General features: G+C 58.0%; 19 protein-coding genes. All 19 read left to right on the top strand.

The window, feature by feature from the left end:
- The first annotated feature begins 1 nt into the window (after position 1).
- A complete protein-coding gene (locus PKO02S_RS20775) occupies positions 2 to 988 on the top strand; it encodes a beta-ketoacyl-ACP synthase III (RefSeq protein ID WP_127585765.1) in 987 nt (328 codons plus the stop codon).
- A gap of 66 nt (positions 989 to 1,054) precedes the next feature.
- On the top strand, positions 1,055 to 1,999 hold the full coding sequence (fabD, locus tag PKO02S_RS20770) for an ACP S-malonyltransferase (RefSeq protein WP_127585764.1): 945 nt from the start codon (positions 1,055 to 1,057) through the stop codon (positions 1,997 to 1,999).
- A 36-nt stretch (positions 2,000 to 2,035) separates the two neighbouring features.
- Positions 2,036 to 2,794 (top strand): 3-oxoacyl-[acyl-carrier-protein] reductase, encoded by a 759-nt coding sequence (gene fabG / locus PKO02S_RS20765; protein ID WP_127585763.1) that lies wholly within the window; start codon positions 2,036 to 2,038, stop codon positions 2,792 to 2,794.
- A gap of 122 nt (positions 2,795 to 2,916) precedes the next feature.
- The gene (acpP, locus tag PKO02S_RS20760; protein WP_127585762.1) at positions 2,917 to 3,150 is read left to right on the top strand and encodes an acyl carrier protein; all 234 of its coding nucleotides are present in this window, start codon (positions 2,917 to 2,919) and stop codon (positions 3,148 to 3,150) included.
- 257 nt (positions 3,151 to 3,407) lie between these two features.
- Positions 3,408 to 4,646: a beta-ketoacyl-ACP synthase II gene (gene fabF / locus PKO02S_RS20755; RefSeq protein ID WP_127585761.1), complete on the top strand. Its 1,239-nt coding sequence runs from the start codon at positions 3,408 to 3,410 to the stop codon at positions 4,644 to 4,646.
- A gap of 52 nt (positions 4,647 to 4,698) precedes the next feature.
- Entirely contained in the window at positions 4,699 to 5,391 is a 693-nt protein-coding gene (gene rnc, locus PKO02S_RS20750; protein WP_373865225.1) for a ribonuclease III, read from the top strand.
- Between the two features lie 179 nt (positions 5,392 to 5,570).
- Positions 5,571 to 9,143, top strand: a complete 3,573-nt coding sequence (gene smc, locus PKO02S_RS20745) for a chromosome segregation protein SMC (RefSeq protein WP_127585759.1) — start codon at positions 5,571 to 5,573, stop codon at positions 9,141 to 9,143.
- Positions 9,144 to 9,182: 39 nt separating this feature from the next.
- On the top strand, positions 9,183 to 10,184 hold the full coding sequence (gene ftsY, locus PKO02S_RS20740) for a signal recognition particle-docking protein FtsY (protein ID WP_127585758.1): 1,002 nt from the start codon (positions 9,183 to 9,185) through the stop codon (positions 10,182 to 10,184).
- Between the two features lie 118 nt (positions 10,185 to 10,302).
- Positions 10,303 to 10,653 carry a putative DNA-binding protein gene (locus PKO02S_RS20735; protein ID WP_127585757.1) on the top strand — a complete coding sequence of 117 codons (351 nt, stop codon included), beginning with the start codon at positions 10,303 to 10,305 and terminating at the stop codon, positions 10,651 to 10,653.
- Between the two features lie 48 nt (positions 10,654 to 10,701).
- The gene (gene ffh, locus PKO02S_RS20730) at positions 10,702 to 12,084 is read left to right on the top strand and encodes a signal recognition particle protein (RefSeq protein WP_127585756.1); all 1,383 of its coding nucleotides are present in this window, start codon (positions 10,702 to 10,704) and stop codon (positions 12,082 to 12,084) included.
- A 64-nt stretch (positions 12,085 to 12,148) separates the two neighbouring features.
- Positions 12,149 to 12,421 carry a 30S ribosomal protein S16 gene (gene rpsP / locus PKO02S_RS20725; RefSeq protein ID WP_127585755.1) on the top strand — a complete coding sequence of 91 codons (273 nt, stop codon included), beginning with the start codon at positions 12,149 to 12,151 and terminating at the stop codon, positions 12,419 to 12,421.
- Between the two features lie 24 nt (positions 12,422 to 12,445).
- Complete coding sequence (locus tag PKO02S_RS20720; protein ID WP_127585754.1) at positions 12,446 to 12,676, top strand: KH domain-containing protein; 231 nt, start codon at positions 12,446 to 12,448, stop codon at positions 12,674 to 12,676.
- Positions 12,677 to 12,792: 116 nt separating this feature from the next.
- The gene (gene rimM, locus PKO02S_RS20715) at positions 12,793 to 13,314 is read left to right on the top strand and encodes a ribosome maturation factor RimM (RefSeq protein ID WP_127585753.1); all 522 of its coding nucleotides are present in this window, start codon (positions 12,793 to 12,795) and stop codon (positions 13,312 to 13,314) included.
- Positions 13,311 to 14,069, top strand: a complete 759-nt coding sequence (gene trmD / locus PKO02S_RS20710; RefSeq protein ID WP_127585752.1) for a tRNA (guanosine(37)-N1)-methyltransferase TrmD — start codon at positions 13,311 to 13,313, stop codon at positions 14,067 to 14,069. Before rimM ends, trmD begins: the two co-directional genes overlap by 4 nt.
- A 146-nt stretch (positions 14,070 to 14,215) precedes the next feature.
- Positions 14,216 to 14,557 carry a 50S ribosomal protein L19 gene (gene rplS, locus PKO02S_RS20705; RefSeq protein ID WP_127585751.1) on the top strand — a complete coding sequence of 114 codons (342 nt, stop codon included), beginning with the start codon at positions 14,216 to 14,218 and terminating at the stop codon, positions 14,555 to 14,557.
- 144 nt (positions 14,558 to 14,701) lie between these two features.
- Positions 14,702 to 15,469: a signal peptidase I gene (lepB, locus tag PKO02S_RS20700; protein ID WP_127585750.1), complete on the top strand. Its 768-nt coding sequence runs from the start codon at positions 14,702 to 14,704 to the stop codon at positions 15,467 to 15,469.
- Between the two features lie 44 nt (positions 15,470 to 15,513).
- Positions 15,514 to 16,401, top strand: coding sequence for a ribosome biogenesis GTPase YlqF (gene ylqF, locus PKO02S_RS20695; RefSeq protein ID WP_127585749.1), 888 nt, complete (start codon positions 15,514 to 15,516; stop codon positions 16,399 to 16,401).
- A 194-nt stretch (positions 16,402 to 16,595) separates the two neighbouring features.
- Positions 16,596 to 17,210 (top strand): ribonuclease HII, encoded by a 615-nt coding sequence (gene rnhB / locus PKO02S_RS20690; RefSeq protein ID WP_127585748.1) that lies wholly within the window; start codon positions 16,596 to 16,598, stop codon positions 17,208 to 17,210.
- A gap of 101 nt (positions 17,211 to 17,311) precedes the next feature.
- On the top strand, positions 17,312 to 18,019 hold a 708-nt coding region (locus PKO02S_RS20685; RefSeq protein ID WP_507763316.1), incomplete at its 3' end, for a TP0910 N-terminal domain-containing protein.

The raw sequence follows: 18,019 nt of genomic DNA, 5'->3' as shown, positions 1-18,019 counted from the left end.
CATGATTGGGAAGCCGGTTGGCATTTGGGGAACGGGGATGTACGTTCCCGAACGCGTCCTGAGCAACGCGGAGCTGGAGAAGATGGTGGACACGAACGACGAGTGGATCGTCACGCGCACAGGGATCAAGGAGCGGCGCATCGCCTCGGCGGAGCAGGCTTCGTCCGACTTGGCTTACCACGCCTCGGTGGAGGCGCTCGCCAACGCAGGAATAACCGCCGAAGATCTGGATCTGATCATCGTGGCGACGATAACGCCGGATATGGCGTTTCCTTCGACGTCTTGCATATTGCAGGATAAGCTCGGGGCCAAGAAAGCAGCGGCGTTCGACTTGTCGGCGGCTTGCTCGGGCTTCATCTACGGGCTCGCCAATGCCGCGAATTTCATCGCGACCGGCATTTACAAGCATGTGCTCGTCGTCGGCACCGAATGCCTGTCCAAAATAACGGATTATACCGACCGCAACACTTGCATCCTGTTCGGCGACGGAGCAGGCGCTGTCGTACTGGGCGAAGTCGAAGAAGGCAGGGGCTTCCGCTCGTTCGAGCTCGGCGCGGACGGCTCCGGAGGACCGCTTCTGACGGCGGCCGGCGGCGGGTCGCGCAATCCGATCAGTCAGGAAGTGCTGGAAAGCAAGAAGCAATTCATCTACATGGCGGGCAAGGAAGTGTTCAAGTTCGCCGTCAAGATTATGGGCAGCGCCGGAGAAGAAGCGCTCCGCAAGGCGGGGCTCGACAAAACCGATATCGACCTGCTCGTGCCGCATCAGGCGAATTTCCGCATCATCCAGTCGTCGCTGGAGCGATTGTCGCTGCCGGAAGACAAGTGCATGATCAACTTGAACAAGTACGGCAACATGTCGGCGGCTTCCATCCCGGTCGCTCTTGCAGAAGCGAACAAGGAAGGCCGGATCAAGCCGGGCGACACGCTGCTGCTCGTCGGCTTCGGCGGCGGCTTGACTTGGGGCGCGACGGTGCTCGTCTGGTAATCGACGAACGAACACCGGGGAAGCGGGTGAACGCTCAACGACATGGGAAAGGGGAATGGATACAAGATGGGCAAAATCGCATTTGTATTCCCGGGCCAAGGCGCGCAAGCGGTAGGCATGGGAATGGACGTCTATGAGAAATATCCGGAGGCGAAGGCGGTATTCGATCGGGTGGACGAGGTGCTAGGCTTCTCGCTGTCGACGATCGCCTTTCAAGGACCGGATTCCGAGCTGAAGAAAACCGCCAATACGCAGCCAGCGCTGCTGACCGCGAGTGTCGCGCTGTACGAGACATTCCGCAGCCAAGGCGTGAAGCCGGACTATGTGGCCGGGCACAGCCTTGGCGAGTATAGCGCACTTGTCGTAGCCGGCGTGCTCTCGCTCGAGGATGCGGTTCGCACCGTGCGTGCGCGCGGCGAATTCATGGAGCAGGCGGTGCCGGGCGGCACCGGCGCGATGGCGGCCGTACTCGGCGCGGAGCGCGAGCAGCTGGACAAGCTGTGCCGCGACATCTCGGCGGCGGGCACGCCGGTTGAGATGGCCAACGTGAACTGCCCCGGCCAGATCGTTGTATCCGGTTCGGCGGCCGGTGTACAAGCCGTCGTCGAGCGCGGCAAGGAATCCGGCGCCAAGCGGGTTATCCCGCTTGAGGTGAGCGGTCCGTTCCACTCGTCGCTCATGAAGCCTGCGGCCGATCGGCTGGCCGGTATGCTGGCCGGAATCGAGCTTCGCGACGCTGGGATCCCTGTAGTCGCTAACGTTACGGCGCAGCCGGTTCAAGCGGCGGACGACATCCGCCGACTGCTCGTCGAGCAAGTCTGCGCTCCGGTACTATGGGAAGACAGTGTTGCCTGGCTGATCTCGCAAGGCGTGGATACGTTCGTGGAGATCGGCTCGGGCTCCGTGCTCAGCGGCTTGATCAAGAAGATCGACAAATCCGTACGCGTCTTCACGTTGAATAACGAGGAAGCGATCGTCAAGTTTGCGGCCGACTATTCGGCTACGGTCTAAACGAGAATTCAACTTCAGAGAGAGGGAGGAATTAGGATGAGCAATGCTACGCAATCGTTGCAAGGCAAGACGGCGCTGGTGACCGGCGCATCCCGCGGCATCGGCCGCGCGATCGCGATCGCGCTGGCGGAGGCAGGCGCCGATGTGGCAGTCAACTACGCGGGCAGCGAGCAAGCCGCCGCCGATGTCGTGGCGCATATCGAGTCTCTGGGCCGCCGCGCGTTCAAGGTGAAAGCCGACGTCGCCTCTTCCGAGCAAGTAGAGGACATGGTCAAGCAAGTGCTCGACCGGTTCGAGCGGCTCGACATCTTGGTGAACAATGCCGGCATAACCCGCGACAACCTCATCATGCGAATGAAAGAGGAAGAGTTTGACCAAGTTATTAATACGAACTTGAAGGGCGTTTTTAACTGCATCAAGGCGGTTACCCGTCCGATGATGAAGCAGCGCTCCGGTCGCATCATCAACATCTCCTCGGTTGTAGGCGTGCTGGGCAACGCGGGTCAGGCGAACTACGTCGCCGCCAAAGCCGGCGTTATCGGCTTGACCAAGTCTACCGCTCGCGAGCTCGCCTCGCGCAATATTACGGTCAACGCCGTAGCGCCAGGCTACATCGTGACGGACATGACCGACAAGCTGTCGCCGGACATGCAGACGCAGCTGCTGTCGCAAATCCCGCTCAGCCGTCTCGGCCAGCCGGAGGATATCGCGCGCGTCGTTCGTTTCCTGGCGTCCGACGAGGCCGTTTACATGACCGGCCAGACGCTTCATGTCGACGGAGGCATGTACATGTAGCGTATCCTGTCGCACCTCGCCCCCCGTCCGATTTTCGCATAAGAATCTCGCGGAGCCGGTGTGGGACGGGTCTGGCATTTTACTAGCAATTCTCGTATAATACCCTAGAGGAGGTGAACCGGATGTCCGATGTTTTGGATCGAGTTAAGAAGATTGTAGTGGACCGCCTTGGGGTTGAAGAAAGCGAAGTGACCCTCGAAGCGTCCTTCAAAGACGATTTAGGTGCTGATTCTCTCGACGTAGTTGAGTTGGTAATGGAATTGGAAGATGAGTTTGATTTGGAAATTTCAGACGAAGATGCCGAGAAAATTACCTCAGTGGGAGAAGTTGTTGATTACATAAAGGCTCAAGCCTAAGGAGCATTCCTTTTTCGAAGACGCCTGTCGGCGCGTCCTTCTCGCAGGGCGCCGCCGATCGGCGTTTTCGAAGAGAATGGACTGCTGCGGAAGGGCCTTTTGTCCAGTCCCGTTGAACCAACGGGACTTCTCTCCATTATGCACCCGGCGCCTATACGAGGCTCTTGATTGTCTTGCCTATGAACGATAAGCCCGTACGGGTCGAACCGTGCGATCACTAATAGAATTCAGGTTTCGTGTCGGAGAGGTGGAATACAATGAAACGAAGAGTAGTGATTACGGGGATGGGCGTCATGACGTCACTCGGCCATGAACTGGATACGTTTTGGAACAATCTGATGGCCGGCAAATCCGGAGTATCTCTGGTCGAAGCGTTTGATGTAAGCGACTACCCGACGAGAATCGCCGCCGAGATCAAGGATTTCAATCCCGAGAATTACATGGACCGCAAAGAAGCGAGAAAGATGGACCGCTTCGTTCAGTTTGCCGTTGCCGCAAGTCATTCGGCGCTGAAGGACGCGAATTTGAATATAGAAACCGATATGGATCCGGAACGGGCAGGCGTCTATATCGGCTCCGGCATCGGCGGATTGGGCACTTGGGAAGACCAGCACAACGTACTGCTGGAGAAAGGGCCTAAGCGCGTCAGCCCGTTCTTCATCCCGATGATGATCGCGAACATGGCTTCCGGTCAAGTTTCGATGCAGACAGGCGCGAAGGGACCGAACAGCACGGCGGTAACCGCCTGTGCGACGGGAACCCACTCGATCGGCGATTCGTACAAGCTGATCCAGCGCGGGGATGCCGAGGTCATGATATGCGGCGGCGCCGAGGCGACGATCCGTCCTACGGGGATGGCCGGCTTCTGTGCGCTGCGGGCGATGTCGACCCGCAACGAAGAGCCGGACAAGGCGAGTCGTCCGTTCGATACGGGCCGCGACGGCTTCGTGATGGGCGAAGGCTCCGGCATTCTGATTCTCGAGGAGCTCGAGCATGCCCGGACTCGCGGCGCCCGCATCTATGGCGAAGTGATCGGCTACGGGATGAGCGGCGACGCATACCATATGACCGATCCGGATCCGGCGGGTGCAGCTCGCTGTATGGCGAAGGCGCTCAAGGACGCCGGCATTGCGCCCGAGGAAGTGGACTACATCAACGCGCACGGCACATCGACGCCGGTAGGCGACCGCTCGGAGACGACGGCGATTAAGAGTGCCTTCGGCGATCATGCCTACAAGCTGGCTGTCAGCTCGACGAAGTCGATGACCGGCCATTTGCTCGGCGCCGCCGGTGGCGTGGAGGCCGTTATCTCCGGTCTGACGCTGACGTACGGCCGGATTGCACCGACGATCAACCTGGTCGATCAGGATCCGGAATGCGACCTCGACTATGTGCCGAACGTAGCCCGCGAAGCGAACGTCAAGATCGCGATGTCGAACTCGTTCGGGTTCGGCGGCCATAACGCCACGATTATCTTGAAGAAGTACGAGGCATAAAGATTCGCCGGTTGTCGGAACCTAGAACGAACAAGTTTAGGCGGTGAATCGGTTGAAAGAGTTGCAGCAGCTACAAAAAGAGCTGAACGTCCCGTTTCGCAAGGAACAGCTGCTGAAGCAGGCGTTCACCCATTCCTCCTACGTCAACGAGCAGCGTTCGGCCGGTCTCGAGGACAACGAGCGGCTGGAATACTTGGGCGATGCGGTGCTGGAGCTCAGCGTGTCCGAGTTTCTGTTCCGCAGCCACCCGGGCCGTACGGAGGGGGAGCTGACCAAGCTTCGCGCGGCGATCGTCTGCGAGCCTTCGCTGATGGGATTCGCGGAGAAGCTGAACTTCGGCGCCTACATGTTCCTCGGCAAAGGGGAGGAGCTGACCGGCGGCCGCTCCCGTCCGGCGATGCTGGCCGACGTGTTCGAAGCGTTCATCGGCGCGCTATATCTCGACCAAGGGCTGGAGGCAGTGCGGCGGTTTTTGCAGCAGCATGTGTTCAGCCAGCTGGAGGTCGAGACGAAGCTGTCGATGACGGATTACAAGACGCAGCTGCAGGAGCATACACAGCATCACGCAATGGGTACGCTCGAGTATCGGATCGTGGACGAGAAAGGGCCTGCGCATGAGCGCCAGTTCGTCTCCGAGGTGCGCATGGATGGCGTTGTGCTCGGTCAAGGCACGGGCCGATCCAAGAAGGAAGCGGAGCAGCAGGCGGCCGCGCAGGCGCTGACCGCGCTGAACGTGAGGGAATAACGTAAGAGCCGGGAAGAAGAGCAGAGCGATCTGCTCTTCTTTTGTGCGTCTTAAGCCTCTAAGCAGAGTATGGCCCCGATGTGCTATAATCAAGGGTAACCATTTGCAACATTGGCAAAGGTTTGGGAACATCACGATTGCCTCTATTTATGGTCATGACCAAGTGTTGGGGTGAAAATATGTATTTGAAGCGGTTGGAGCTGGCGGGATTCAAATCGTTCGCCGACAAAACCGAATTGGAGTTTGTGCAAGGCATCACGGCGGTCGTCGGCCCAAACGGAAGCGGCAAGAGCAATATCTCCGACTCGATCCGCTGGGTGCTCGGCGAGCAGAGCGCGAGGTCGCTGCGCGGCGGCAAGATGGAGGACATCATCTTCGCCGGCAGCGATTCGCGCAAAGCCGTCAACTACGGCGAAGTGTCCTTGACGCTGGATAATAGCGACGAGGCGCTTTCGCTCGACTTTCATGAGGTGACAGTGACGCGCCGCATCCACAGAAGCGGAGACAGCGAATATTTTATCAACAAGCAAGCCTGCCGACTGAGGGACATCACCGAGCTGTTCATGGACACCGGAATCGGGAAAGAAGCCTATTCCATCATCGGACAAGGCCGGATTGAGGAAATTCTAAGCACCCGGTCGGAGGATCGACGCGGCATTTTCGAGGAAGCGTCCGGCATCGTCAAGTACAAGTCGCGCAAGAAGGAAGCGGAGAAGAAGCTGGCCGAGACGGAGCATAACCTGCTGCGCATCCACGACCTCGTGTCGGAGCTGGAGGATCAGCTGGACCCGCTGAAGGACCAATCGGAAAAAGCGGTGCAGTACAAGCAGCTGAAGGAAAAGCTGAAAGTCGGCGAAGTATCGCTCTACGTCCACCAGATAGAAACGATTCACAAAACTTGGAGCGAAGAAAGCGCCAAGCTGAAGGAGCTACATAATCGCGAGCTGGAGCTGAACGCAGTCGTAAGCCTGCACGATGCCCAGTTGGAGAAGGACCGGCTCGCCATTCGCAAGCTGGAGGATGAGATCGAGCAGCTGCACGAAACGATTCTACGGCTGAGCGAAGAGTATGAGAAATGCGAGGGACAGGGCGAGGTGCTGAAGGAACGAAACAGCAACTTGACCCGCAACCGTTATCAGCTGGATCAGACGACCCGGCAGCAACGAGCGCGCATGGACGAGAAACGAACCGAGAACGCCGGCTACCGGGAGAAGACGAGCCGTTTGCAGCAAGAAATCGCAGCTCTGACCGAGACGCTGGTGGCGGAGGAAGATCGGCTGCTTGGGGTTGCAGGCGGGGTGAGCAGTGCCGAAGAGGAACGGCTCAAGGCGGAGCTGCTCGAGACGCTGAATCGGATGGCCCAGTACCGCAATGAAATCCGCTACTCCGACCAGCATGTCGAATCGCTGGAACGGCGTCTGGAGCGGATGGGCGAGGACGAGGCGAAATGGGCGACGCAATCGCAGGAGCTGGGAGCGAAGCGGCAGTCGATGGAGGCGGAGGCCGATCAATTGGCGGGGCGCCTCGATGCAGGGCGCAACCGCTACATCGCGCTTAGCCAGGAGCAGAAGGCGAAGCAGGATTTGCTCGCCGAGCTGACCGGCACAGTGCGCAAGTGGGAGCAGAAGATCGACGCGCTTACATCCCGACGCGATACGATGCGCGAGATGCAGAACGATTACGACGGGTTCGCGCATGGCGTGCGAGAAGTGTTGAAGGCGAAAAACCGGCACGACGGCTTAAGAGGGATTCATGGCGCCATAGCAGAGCTTGTGCATGTGCCCGCAGAAGTCGAAATTGCGATCGAAACAGCGCTTGGCGGCGCCTTGCAGAACATCGTCGTGGAAAACGAGGCGCTCGGCCGTGAAGCGATTTCGTTCCTGAAGCGGCGACAGCTGGGACGGGCCACGTTCCTGCCGCTCGACGTTATTCGCGGCCGTTCGGTGCCGGATCATGAGCGAGGCGGGCTGTCGCAGCTGAACGGCTACATCGGCATCGCCGCAGACTTGATCCGTTACGACGACTTGTACCGCAACATTGTGGGCAGCTTGCTCGGTAACGTCATCGTCTCCAAAAATCTGGAGGATGCGAACCGAATCGCCGCGCGTTGCCAGTACCGCTATAGGGTCGTCACGCTTGAGGGCGACGTCGTCAACCCGGGCGGCTCGATGACCGGCGGCAGCTTGCAGAAGAAGACGACGAGCCTGCTGAGCCGCCAACGGCAGATCGAGGAGCTCGAGCAGGAAGTGAAAACGTCCGAAGCCCAGCTTGCCGATCTTAGGGGCAAATACGAGCGGCTGCGGCGCGAGCTGGACACCGGCTCCAAGGAGCTGGAGACGCTCCGCGAGGAGAGCGAGCGGCTGCGCATCGAGGAGCAGCGCGTCCGCAGCGGACTGCAGGCGCTGCAGGGCGAGCTGAAGAACGCCGAGGATCATCTCGCGCTCTATTCGCAGGACTTGGGCTCGCTTGCAGGCGAGAAGGCTGATTTCAGCAAGAAGCGGGAGCAGTCAGTTGTCGCGCTGGTGGAAGCCGAGGCGCAGGAAGTGTCACTGCAGCAAGCGATCCGCGAGGCCGAGCTGTCGCGCAAGACGAAGGAATCCGCCAAGGAGGAGCTTCAGACCCAACTGACGACGCTCAAGGTCAAGATCGCATCGAGCACGCAGGAGAAGCAGTCGTTGGACGAGCAGCTCGAACGGTTCGAAGAGGATCTCGCGAATCTGCAGCGAGAATGCGTTACGAACGAGCGGATGCTCGCTCAGCTAGACGAGGACATTCGCATGAACGAGCAGCAAACTGTTCTCCAGATCGAGCAGCTGAATGACCTCCGCCTGAAGAAGAACCAATCGACCGATGCGATCGAATTCAAGCGCGCGGAACGGACGAGCGGGCTGCAGCACCTAGAGCGCGAGGAGAACAAAACCCGCGAGCAGCGGACGCTGCTCAAGCAGGTGGAGGATCAAATCCGCCAAACCGACATTCGCGTCAACCGGCTCGATGTGGAGCTGGAGAGCCTCTTGAAGAAGCTGGCGGAAGATTACGAGATGAGCTTCGAGCTGGCCAAGGAGCGCTATCCCGTCCCGGAGGATATCATCGGCATGCAGAACGAGGTGCGTGAGCTGAAACGCCGTATCGCATCGCTCGGCGACGTCAATCTCGGCGCAATCGAAGAATACCAGCGGGTGAAAGAGCGTTACGATTTCCTCTTTGGGCAGAAGCAGGACCTGATTGAGGCGAAAACGACGCTGTATCAGGTCATCCGCGAGATGAACGAGGAAATGTCCAAGCGCTTCCGCGCGACATTCGAAGCGATCCGCGCCCAATTCGTCGTCGTCTTCGCCAAGCTGTTCGGCGGCGGACGCGCGGACTTGATTCTCTCGGATCCGACGCAGCTGCTCGATACGGGCATCGAGATCGTCGCCCAGCCTCCCGGCAAGAAGCTGCAAAACCTGCAGCTGCTGTCGGGCGGCGAGCGCGCGCTCACGGCGATGGCGCTGCTGTTCGCCATTCTGCGCGTGAAGCCGGTACCGTTCTGCGTGCTCGACGAAGTCGAGGCGGCGCTGGATGAAGCGAACGTCACCCGGTTCGCCGACTACTTGCGGGAGTTTGCGGCAGAGACCCAGTTCATCGTCGTCACCCACCGTAAGGGAACAATGGAAGCGGCGGATGTGCTGTACGGCGTTACGATGGAGGAAGGCGGCGTCTCCAAGCTCGTCAGTGTCCGCCTGGAAGAAGACGACGCCATAAGCGCTTAAGAAATGAGACAGTTGCGATAGAGACGGAGGATAAGCAAGATGAGCTTTTTCAAAAAGCTGGTCGACAGCATTGCCGGCAAAACGGAAGCGGTGACGCAGAAGTTCAAGGAAGGGCTGTCCAAGACGCGGAGCGCGTTCGTAGAAAGGGTCGAGGATCTCATCCTGCGGCGCAAAAAAATCGACGAGGAGTTCTATGAGGAGCTCGAGGAAATATTGATCGGCGCCGATGTCGGCATCAACACGGTCGTCAAGCTGATCGATGAGCTTCGCGCGGAAGTGCGCAAGCGCAAGATCGAGCAGGCGGCGGAGCTGCAGCCGATCTTGTCGGAGAAGCTGGTCGGGCTGCTGAAGAGCGAGCAGAACACCGGCATCGCCCGCGCCGAGAGCGGACTGACAGTCATTCTCGTCGTCGGCGTGAACGGCGTAGGCAAGACGACGACGATCGGCAAGCTGGCGCACCGCTACAAACAGCAAGGGTTGGACGTCCTGCTTGCTGCAGGGGACACGTTCCGCGCCGCGGCCATCGATCAGCTCGAGATCTGGGGCAAACGCGTCGGCGTCGACGTCATCAAGCAGCAGCCGGGCTCCGATCCGGCGGCCGTGATGTTCGACGCGATCCAGGCGGCCAAGACGCGCAAGGCGGACATTCTGATCTGCGATACGGCGGGCCGGCTGCAGACGAAGTCGAACCTGATGGACGAGCTGAATAAAATTTACCGCGTCATCGGCCGGGAAATCCCAGGAGCTCCGCACGAGGTACTGCTCGTCATCGACGCGAACACCGGGCAAAACGCGCTCAATCAAGCTAAGATGTTCGGCGAGAAAACCGGCGTAACCGGACTTGTTCTGACGAAGCTCGACAGTACGGCGAAGGGCGGCATCGTCATCGCCATCCGCCAGGAGCTGGATTTGCCCGTCAAGCTAGTCGGACTCGGCGAGAAGATGGACGATCTGCAGGACTTCGATTCCGAGCAGTTTGTGCATGCCTTGTTCTCCGGATTGATTGCCTCGAGCGAAGGGCAGGACCAATCAGCCGAATAAGACCGGGGAAACGTGTCAATGTATTTTACTTGACATCGACATCGACTTTCAGTATGATAGGGAAGTTGATTTTGTTGTAAAGGTATTTTCCTTGACAGAGTATTAGGAGGAAGCGCCGATGTCCGAAGAACGGCTGCTCGCCAAGACGAACCGCATCAACTTGCTGTTTGACTTTTACGGCCGGCTGTTGACCGACAAGCAGCGCACGTTTCTTTCTTATTATTTCCACGAGGATTTCTCGCTCGGCGAGATTGCAAGCGAGTTCGAAATTAGCCGCCAGGCTGTGTACGAGCATATCAAGCGGGCTGAGATTACGCTTGAGGAGCTGGAGACGAAGCTGGAGCTGCTCGCCAAGCACGAGGAGCGCGGGAAGCTGATCTCGCAGCTCGAGTCGCTGCTGGAAGGCGATTCGGAACGAATGAAGAATGCAATCAAAGACTTGGTCCAACGTATATATAGCATAGATTGAATCTCGAATGGATCCGTGAGATTCCCGGAAGGGAATGGGGGTGTGAATATGGCGTTCGAAGGATTATCGAACCGGCTGCAGAGCGTATTCAGCAAGCTTCGCAACAAGGGCAAGCTGACGGAGGACGATGTCACCGAAGCGATGCGCGAAGTGCGGCTCGCTCTGCTGGAAGCCGACGTCAACTTCAAGGTCGTCAAAGAGTTCGTGGCCAAGGTGAAGGAGAAAGCGATCGGGCAAGAGGTGCTCAAGAGCTTCACCCCCGGGATGCTCGTCATCGACATCGTGAACAAGGAACTGACGGCGCTGATGGGCGGCACGCAGAGCAAGCTCGCGCGCGCGAACAAACCGCCGACGGTGATCATGATGGTCGGCTTGCAAGGGGCGGGGAAAACGACCTCCTCCGCCAAGCTCGCCAAGCTCCTCCAGAAACAGAACCACCGGCCTCTGCTCGTAGCGGGCGACATTTACCGGCCTGCGGCGATCAAGCAGCTGCAGGTGCTCGGCGATCAGCTCAAGGTGCCGGTGTTCACGCTCGGCGACCAGACAAGCCCGGTCGAGATCGCCCGTCAGGCGGTCGAGCATGCCAAGACGAACGGCAACGACTATGTCATTCTCGATACGGCCGGCCGCTTGCACATCGACGAGCAGCTGATGGATGAGCTCGGCAATATCCAGAAGACGACCGAGCCGGATGAGATTCTGCTTGTGGTCGACGCCATGACCGGTCAAGAGTCCGCGAACGTCGCGCAGAGCTTCAACGAGCGGCTGACGCTGACCGGCGTCGTGCTGACGAAGCTCGACAGCGATACTCGAGGCGGTGCCGCATTATCGGTCAAGGCCGTCACCGGCTGCCCGATCAAGTTCGCCACGCTCGGAGAGAAGATCGATGCGCTGGAGCCGTTTTACCCGGATCGGATGGCTTCTCGGATTCTCGGCATGGGCGATATGCTCAGCCTGATCGAGAAAGCGCAGACGAACATCGACAAGGAGAAGGCGGCCGAGATGGAGCGCAAGATGCGCACCGCCGAATTCACCTTCGAGGATTTCCTCGAGCAGATGGAGCAGGTGAAGAAGCTCGGACCGATCGACCAGCTGCTCGATATGCTGCCCGGCGCGAACAAGATGAAGGGCATGAAGGATCTCAAGGTCGACGACAAGCAGATGGGCCGCGTTGTGGCGATCGTCAAGTCGATGACCAAGGAAGAGAAGCAGAAGCCGGAAATTTTGAACGCCAGCCGCCGCAAACGGATCGCAAGCGGCAGCGGAACATCGCTGCAGGAAGTGAACCGGCTGATCAAGCAGTTCGACGACATGCGCAAGATGATGAAGCAATTCTCGTCCATGATGGGTCCCAAAGGCCCGAAGGGCGGTATGAAAGGCATGAAGAACAAGCTCGGCGGCGGCAAAGGGTTCAAGTTTCCTTTCGGCTAACCGAAGTCGGCTTGATCGGCATGCGATAATCGTTTGACATTTTGCAAGGGAGGTGAATTTCAAGATGGCAGTTCGTATTCGTTTGAAGCGTATGGGCGCTCACAAAGCTCCTTTCTATCGCGTAGTCGTATCCGATTCCCGTTCTCCGCGTGACGGACGGTTTATCGAAGAAATCGGCACATACAACCCGGTTGCTACACCAGCAGTTGTTTCTCTGGATGAAGAGAAAGCTCTGAAGTGGCTGCAAACCGGCGCGCAAGCGTCCGATACCGTGCGGAACCTGTTCAGCAAAGCCGGCATCATGACTAAGTTCCACGAGAGCAAACTCCAGAAGTAATTTTTCTGATTCGGAGGTATCGTCATGAAGGACCTTATCACCGTTTTGGCTAAGGCTTTGGTGGATCATCCCGAAGATGTTGTCGTGAGCGAAGTGGAAGAGAAGGACGAGATTACTTACCGGTTGGCTGTGCACCCGTCCGACGTGGGCAAAGTCATAGGCAAGCAGGGCCGGATCGCGAAGGCGATTCGGACCGTCGTCACCTCGGCCGCAGTCAAGGAACCGAAGCGGGTTTCGCTAGAAATCGTTTCCTGATTACAGGGCGATTCGAGGCGCATATAGACCCGGCCGGACACACAAACTTAACAGAGAAGGGTTAGGAACATGCAGATGCGCCTAGCCCTTTTTCTGACATTTAGGCGGAGGTTGCCATGAACAAACGATGGTTCAACGTAGGCATTGTCGCCAATACCCATGGCATACGCGGTGAGCTGAAGATCGTCCCGCAGACCGATTTTCCCGAAGAGCGGTTCGCCAAGGGAAGCCGGTTGACGCTGACGGATGAAGGCGATCGGACGACGATCCCCGTAGAAGTGGAATCGGCGCGTGTACATAAGAACGTCTACATCATCAAGCTGAAGTCTTACGACAATATCAACGATGTGGAGAAATATAAAGGCTGGCGGCTCAAGATCAACGAAGAGCAGCTATCCGACCTTGAAGAGGACGAGTATTACTACCACGAGATCGTCGGCTGCCGCGTTGTGAGCGACGAGGGGGCGGAGCTTGGTACGATTTCCGAGATTTTGTCCCCCGGGGCGAATCACGTCTGGGTCGTCGACCGTCCGAACGGCAAGCCGCTGCTCCTCCCGGTCATCGATGAGGTTATCTTGAACGTCGATGTCCAAGAGAAGCAAGTGACCGTGCATTTGATGGAAGGACTGCTCGGATGAGAATCGACGTGCTGACGCTGTTCCCGGAAATGTTCGAATCGGTGTTCCAGGCGAGCATTCTCGGGAAAGCGAGGGAGAAGGAGCTCGTCCGGCTGCAGGCGGTCAACTTCCGGGATTATGCCGAGAACAAGCATAATACGGTCGATGATTACCCGTACGGCGGGGGAGGCGGCATGGTGCTCAAGCCGGATCCGATCTTTCGGGCCGTCGAGGCACTGGAGCCGCCTGAGGATGGCGCGAGGCCTCGCGTGCTGCTGCTCTGTCCGCAGGGCCGCCGGTACGATCAGCGGTTCGCGGAGGAGTTGTCAGGCGAGAAGCACCTCGTCCTCATCTGCGGACACTACGAAGGCTACGACGAGCGCATCCGCGAGCACCTCGTGACGGATGAAGTGTCGATCGGCGACTATGTGCTCACCGGCGGCGAAATTCCGGCGATGGCGATCATCGACAGCGTAGTCCGGCTGCTGCCCGGCGTGCTCGGCAACGAGCAGTCGGCCGTCACGGATTCATTCTCGACCGGCCTGCTCGAGTACCCGCAGTACACGCGACCGGCTGAGTTTCGCGGCTGGGCGGTGCCCGATGTGCTTATCTCCGGCCACCATGCCAATATCGAGAAGTGGCGCCGCCAGCAGTCGCTGGAGCGCACATGGAAGCGGCGTCCGGACTTGCTGGAAGGGCAGGAGCTATCCAAGCAAGACAGAGAGCTGTTGGATCGGTTGGAACGCGAACGGCAAGCGTCTCAGCAGCAGCAATAACTGGGGCTTGTAAACGCCTAGCGATTGTGGTAAAATTTCATCTGTTGCAGTTTTGATGAGTCCGGTGGTCCGCTGCCCGTGATGACGAAGCGATTCAGTCGCTTCTGGAACGTGTACGAACACCTGAGTGGAAGGAGGAAGTCCCAATGAATCTTGTTCAACAAATTACGCAAGAGCAACTCCGCAAAGATCTTCCAAGCTTTCGTCCCGGCGATACTTTGAAAGTACATGTAAAAGTTATCGAGGGTTCCCGCGAGCGGATCCAGGTGTTTGAGGGTGTTGTCATTTCCCGTCGCGGCGGCGGCATCAGCGAAACGTTCACGGTGCGTAAAGTATCGTACGGCGTCGGCGTTGAGAGAACGTTCCCGCTTCACACCCCTAAGATCGAGAAGATCGAGGTAGCGCGCAGAGGTAAAGTGCGTCGCGCCAAGCTGTACTACTTGCGCGGACTTCGCGGAAAAGCAGCCAGAATCAAAGAAATTCGATAATAAAGAGACGGACGGGGGGCTTGTTTTGCAAGTCTCCTTTCGTGTCCTATACGGGGAAAGCGGGCTGCGGATGTCGCCCGCTTTCCTTATAGTTGGATTCAAGTACATAATGCGTTGCGAGCTTAAGGGAAAGGTGAGTGTGTGATGGATAACGAGTCGAACAAGCCGCGCAATCCGGAGTCTCCGACATCTCCCGGATCGGAGCCGCTCGAGGAGAAGCCGCCTGCATACGAGCATTCAGAACGAGATCGCGATAGTCGAACCGAAGACCCGGACGCGGCGCTGCATGACGAGCTGGACGGCCGGCGCGGAGCCGCCGAGTTGGAGGAAGGCGTGGTACGGGACGAGTCCGGGGCCAAACGCGCCAAACCGAGCAAAGCCAAGAATGAGGCGTGGGAATGGGCGAAAGCGCTGTTCATCGCACTTGGTCTTGTCTATGTGATCCGCCTGTTCATTTTCGCTCCGTTCATCGTGGACGGGGAGTCGATGGAGCCGAATTTTCAGGATAAGGAACGCATCATCGTCAATAAAATATTGTACAATATTCGAGAGCCCAAGCGCGGAGAGGTTGTCGTCTTCCACGCAACAGAGGATAAAGATTACATTAAGCGCATTATTGCGCTGCCTGGTGAAGCGATTCGTGTACAAGGTGACAACGTGTATATTAACGGACAATTGCTCGATGAGCCTTACTTGAAGGAAGCAGTGGATAAAGCTCATCAAGCAGGAAAAAATTATAATGACAGAAATTATCAAGAGACGGTAGTGCCGGAGGGGTCTATATTCGTGATGGGTGACAACCGGTCTAACAGCTCCGATAGCCGGATCATTCACGCCATTCCGTTTGACAAAGTTGTCGGACGGGCCGATTTGATTTTCTGGCCCATAGGAGAGCTGCACTGGATTCATTAAGGATTCGGACGTAGCGTCCATCGGGACCGGACAGAAGGAGAAAGATGACTATACAATGGTTCCCGGGTCATATGACTCGGGCGAAACGTCAAATACAAGAGAAGCTCAAGCTGATCGACATCGCGATCGAGCTGCTGGATGCGAGAATTCCGCTATCGAGCCGCAATCCGATGATCGACGATATTTTGCTCCAAAAGCCGAGGATGGTGCTGCTGAACAAAGCGGATTTGGCCGACCCGGCGATTACGAAGGAATGGGTGCAATATTTTGCCGAGAAGGGAATCGATGCGCTGCCGATCGATGCTTTGACTGGATTTCAGATGAAAGAAATTCCGGAGCGGGCGAAGCTCATTCTGAAGGAAAAAATCGATGCGCAAATACGCAAAGGGATGAAGCCGCGGGCCATTCGCGCCTTGATTGTGGGGATTCCGAATGTAGGCAAATCGACGCTGATCAACCGGATGGCCGGCCGTGCCGTCGCTGCTACAGGAGACAAGCCGGGCGTCACCAAAGGCCAGCAGTGGATTAAGACTGGCGGCTCGATGGAATTGCTTGATACCCCGGGCATCCTGTGGCCGAAGTTCGAGGATCAGCAAGTCGGCTACCGGCTCGCGATCATCGGCTCGATCAAGGATCAGCTGCTGAGTGTCGAGGATGTTGCGTTTTATACGATCAAGTATTTGCTGGAGATATATCCATCCGAGCTGAAGGAACGATTCGATCTGGAGTCGGTGCCGGTTTACTCGCCGGATATGGAATCCGATCCGATCGTGGATGTGATGGAGCAAATCGGCCGTCGTAGAGGCTGCTTGCAGAGCGGAGGCAGCGTCAATCTTGAGAAAGCTTCGATGCTCATTCTCCGGGATCTTCGCGGCGGCAAGCTGGGCCGTATTAGCCTGGAGCGCCCGATGCTGGCGAGTACGGGCAAGTAGGAAAATCAGGAAGCACCTGATTCGGTGCGTTGATTCGTTGACGATTGCTCTTGGGAAGAGCAATCTGCTGCGGACAGCGCTTGGATCGGTGCTTTTTTTCATGGGCGTGAACGTCTTCCCTTACTAGCGGTATAGAGGTAAAATGAGAGGATACCCCTTGGGGGAATTAGTGCAGAATCGGGGAACGTTTACATATGCTGGAGTACGAAAAAGGGCTGTGGGAACGCGGCATTCGGCAAATTGCGGGCATTGACGAAGTCGGGCGCGGTTGTTTGTTCGGCGATGTTGTGGCTGCGGCCGTTATTTTGCCGGAAGGGCTGGAGCTGGAAGGAGTCGACGATTCCAAGAAGCTGAGCGAGAAGCGGCGCGAAGAGCTATATGAGGTGATTATGAAGCATGCAATTGCCGTCGGCATCGGTCATGTGGATGCGGCTACGATCGATCAGATCAACATCAAGCAAGCGGCGAGACGGGCGATGAAGCTGGCGCTGGAGCAGGCGTCTGAGCAAGTGCAGCCGGACTATTTACTGGTCGATGCGGAGAAGGTAGACAGTCCGATAGCGCAGCTGGCGGTCATCCATGGAGATGCGCTAAGCCAGTCGATTGCGGCAGCGTCCATCGTCGCCAAAGTAACGCGGGACCGCCAGTGCCGATTTTGGGATTTGGAGTTTCCGGAGTACGGGATTGCGGTACATAAAGGGTATGCAACCAAAGTTCATCGCGAGGCGATCGTGGAATACGGAGCGACGCCGATGCATCGGAAATCGTTCCTGGGCAACATTTTGAACGTGCAGCAGGAGCTGTTCTAGCGGATTTTGGCGAAGCTATACAATTTCGGGGTACTGAACGGCGCCGGGAAAACCGATATACACGATAAAGAAGTTTAGTTCGCTGGAACGGAGGGATTTCCATGAACATGCAGATCGGACAGCTGATCCGGGGGCTGATGGGCGAGACGCAGGCGGGAGAGCCGAAATCGCTGGAGCTGAAGGTTGGTCAAGTTGTCAAAGGGATGGTGCTGCAGCTCCTCTCGGAGTCGGATGCGCTCGTCAACATCAACGGCGTGCACGTTCGTGCGAAGCTGGAAGCTCCGCTGCAGCAAGGTCAAGTGACGCTGATGCAAGTCCAGCCGAACTCGGTAGGCGGGCAAGTGGTGTTGAAGCCCATGACGTCCGGCGACGCTCCGATCCCGGAGGCGACACTGACCGAGGTGCTGAAAAATGTCGGGCTCAAGGATCAGCCCGCTTCGCGCGAGCTGCTGAAGCTGATGCAGCAGTTCGGGGTGCCTCTCACGCGGGGGAACGCTCAACAGCTGCAGGCGGTAGTGGCGCAAATGCCGCAAGGCGCGAACAGCGCCGAATGGACGGAAGCGGCGATCGTCGCGATGAAACGCAATTTGCCGGTGACGGCGGGGACGGTAAGGGCGCTGGCGCAGGTCATTCACGGGGCTCCATTCCATCAGGAGCTGGATAAGCTGTCGACGCAGCTGCGCGAGGCGCTGCAGCCATCGCGCGCGGCGGAGCTGCCGCCGGCGGCGCGCGAAGCGGCGGGCAAGCTGCTCGCGCTGCTCGGCGGTGTCGCCGACGGCGCGCGCAGCGTCGTCGCCGGCGGGCGCGGC

This window comes from Paenibacillus koleovorans NBRC 103111, assembly GCF_004000845.1.
In the GTDB taxonomy this organism is placed as follows: Bacteria; Bacillota; Bacilli; order Paenibacillales; family NBRC-103111; genus Paenibacillus_AA; species Paenibacillus_AA koleovorans.
Note: the sequence above shows the minus strand (reverse complement) of the source record. Positions and strands in the feature narration are given on the sequence as shown.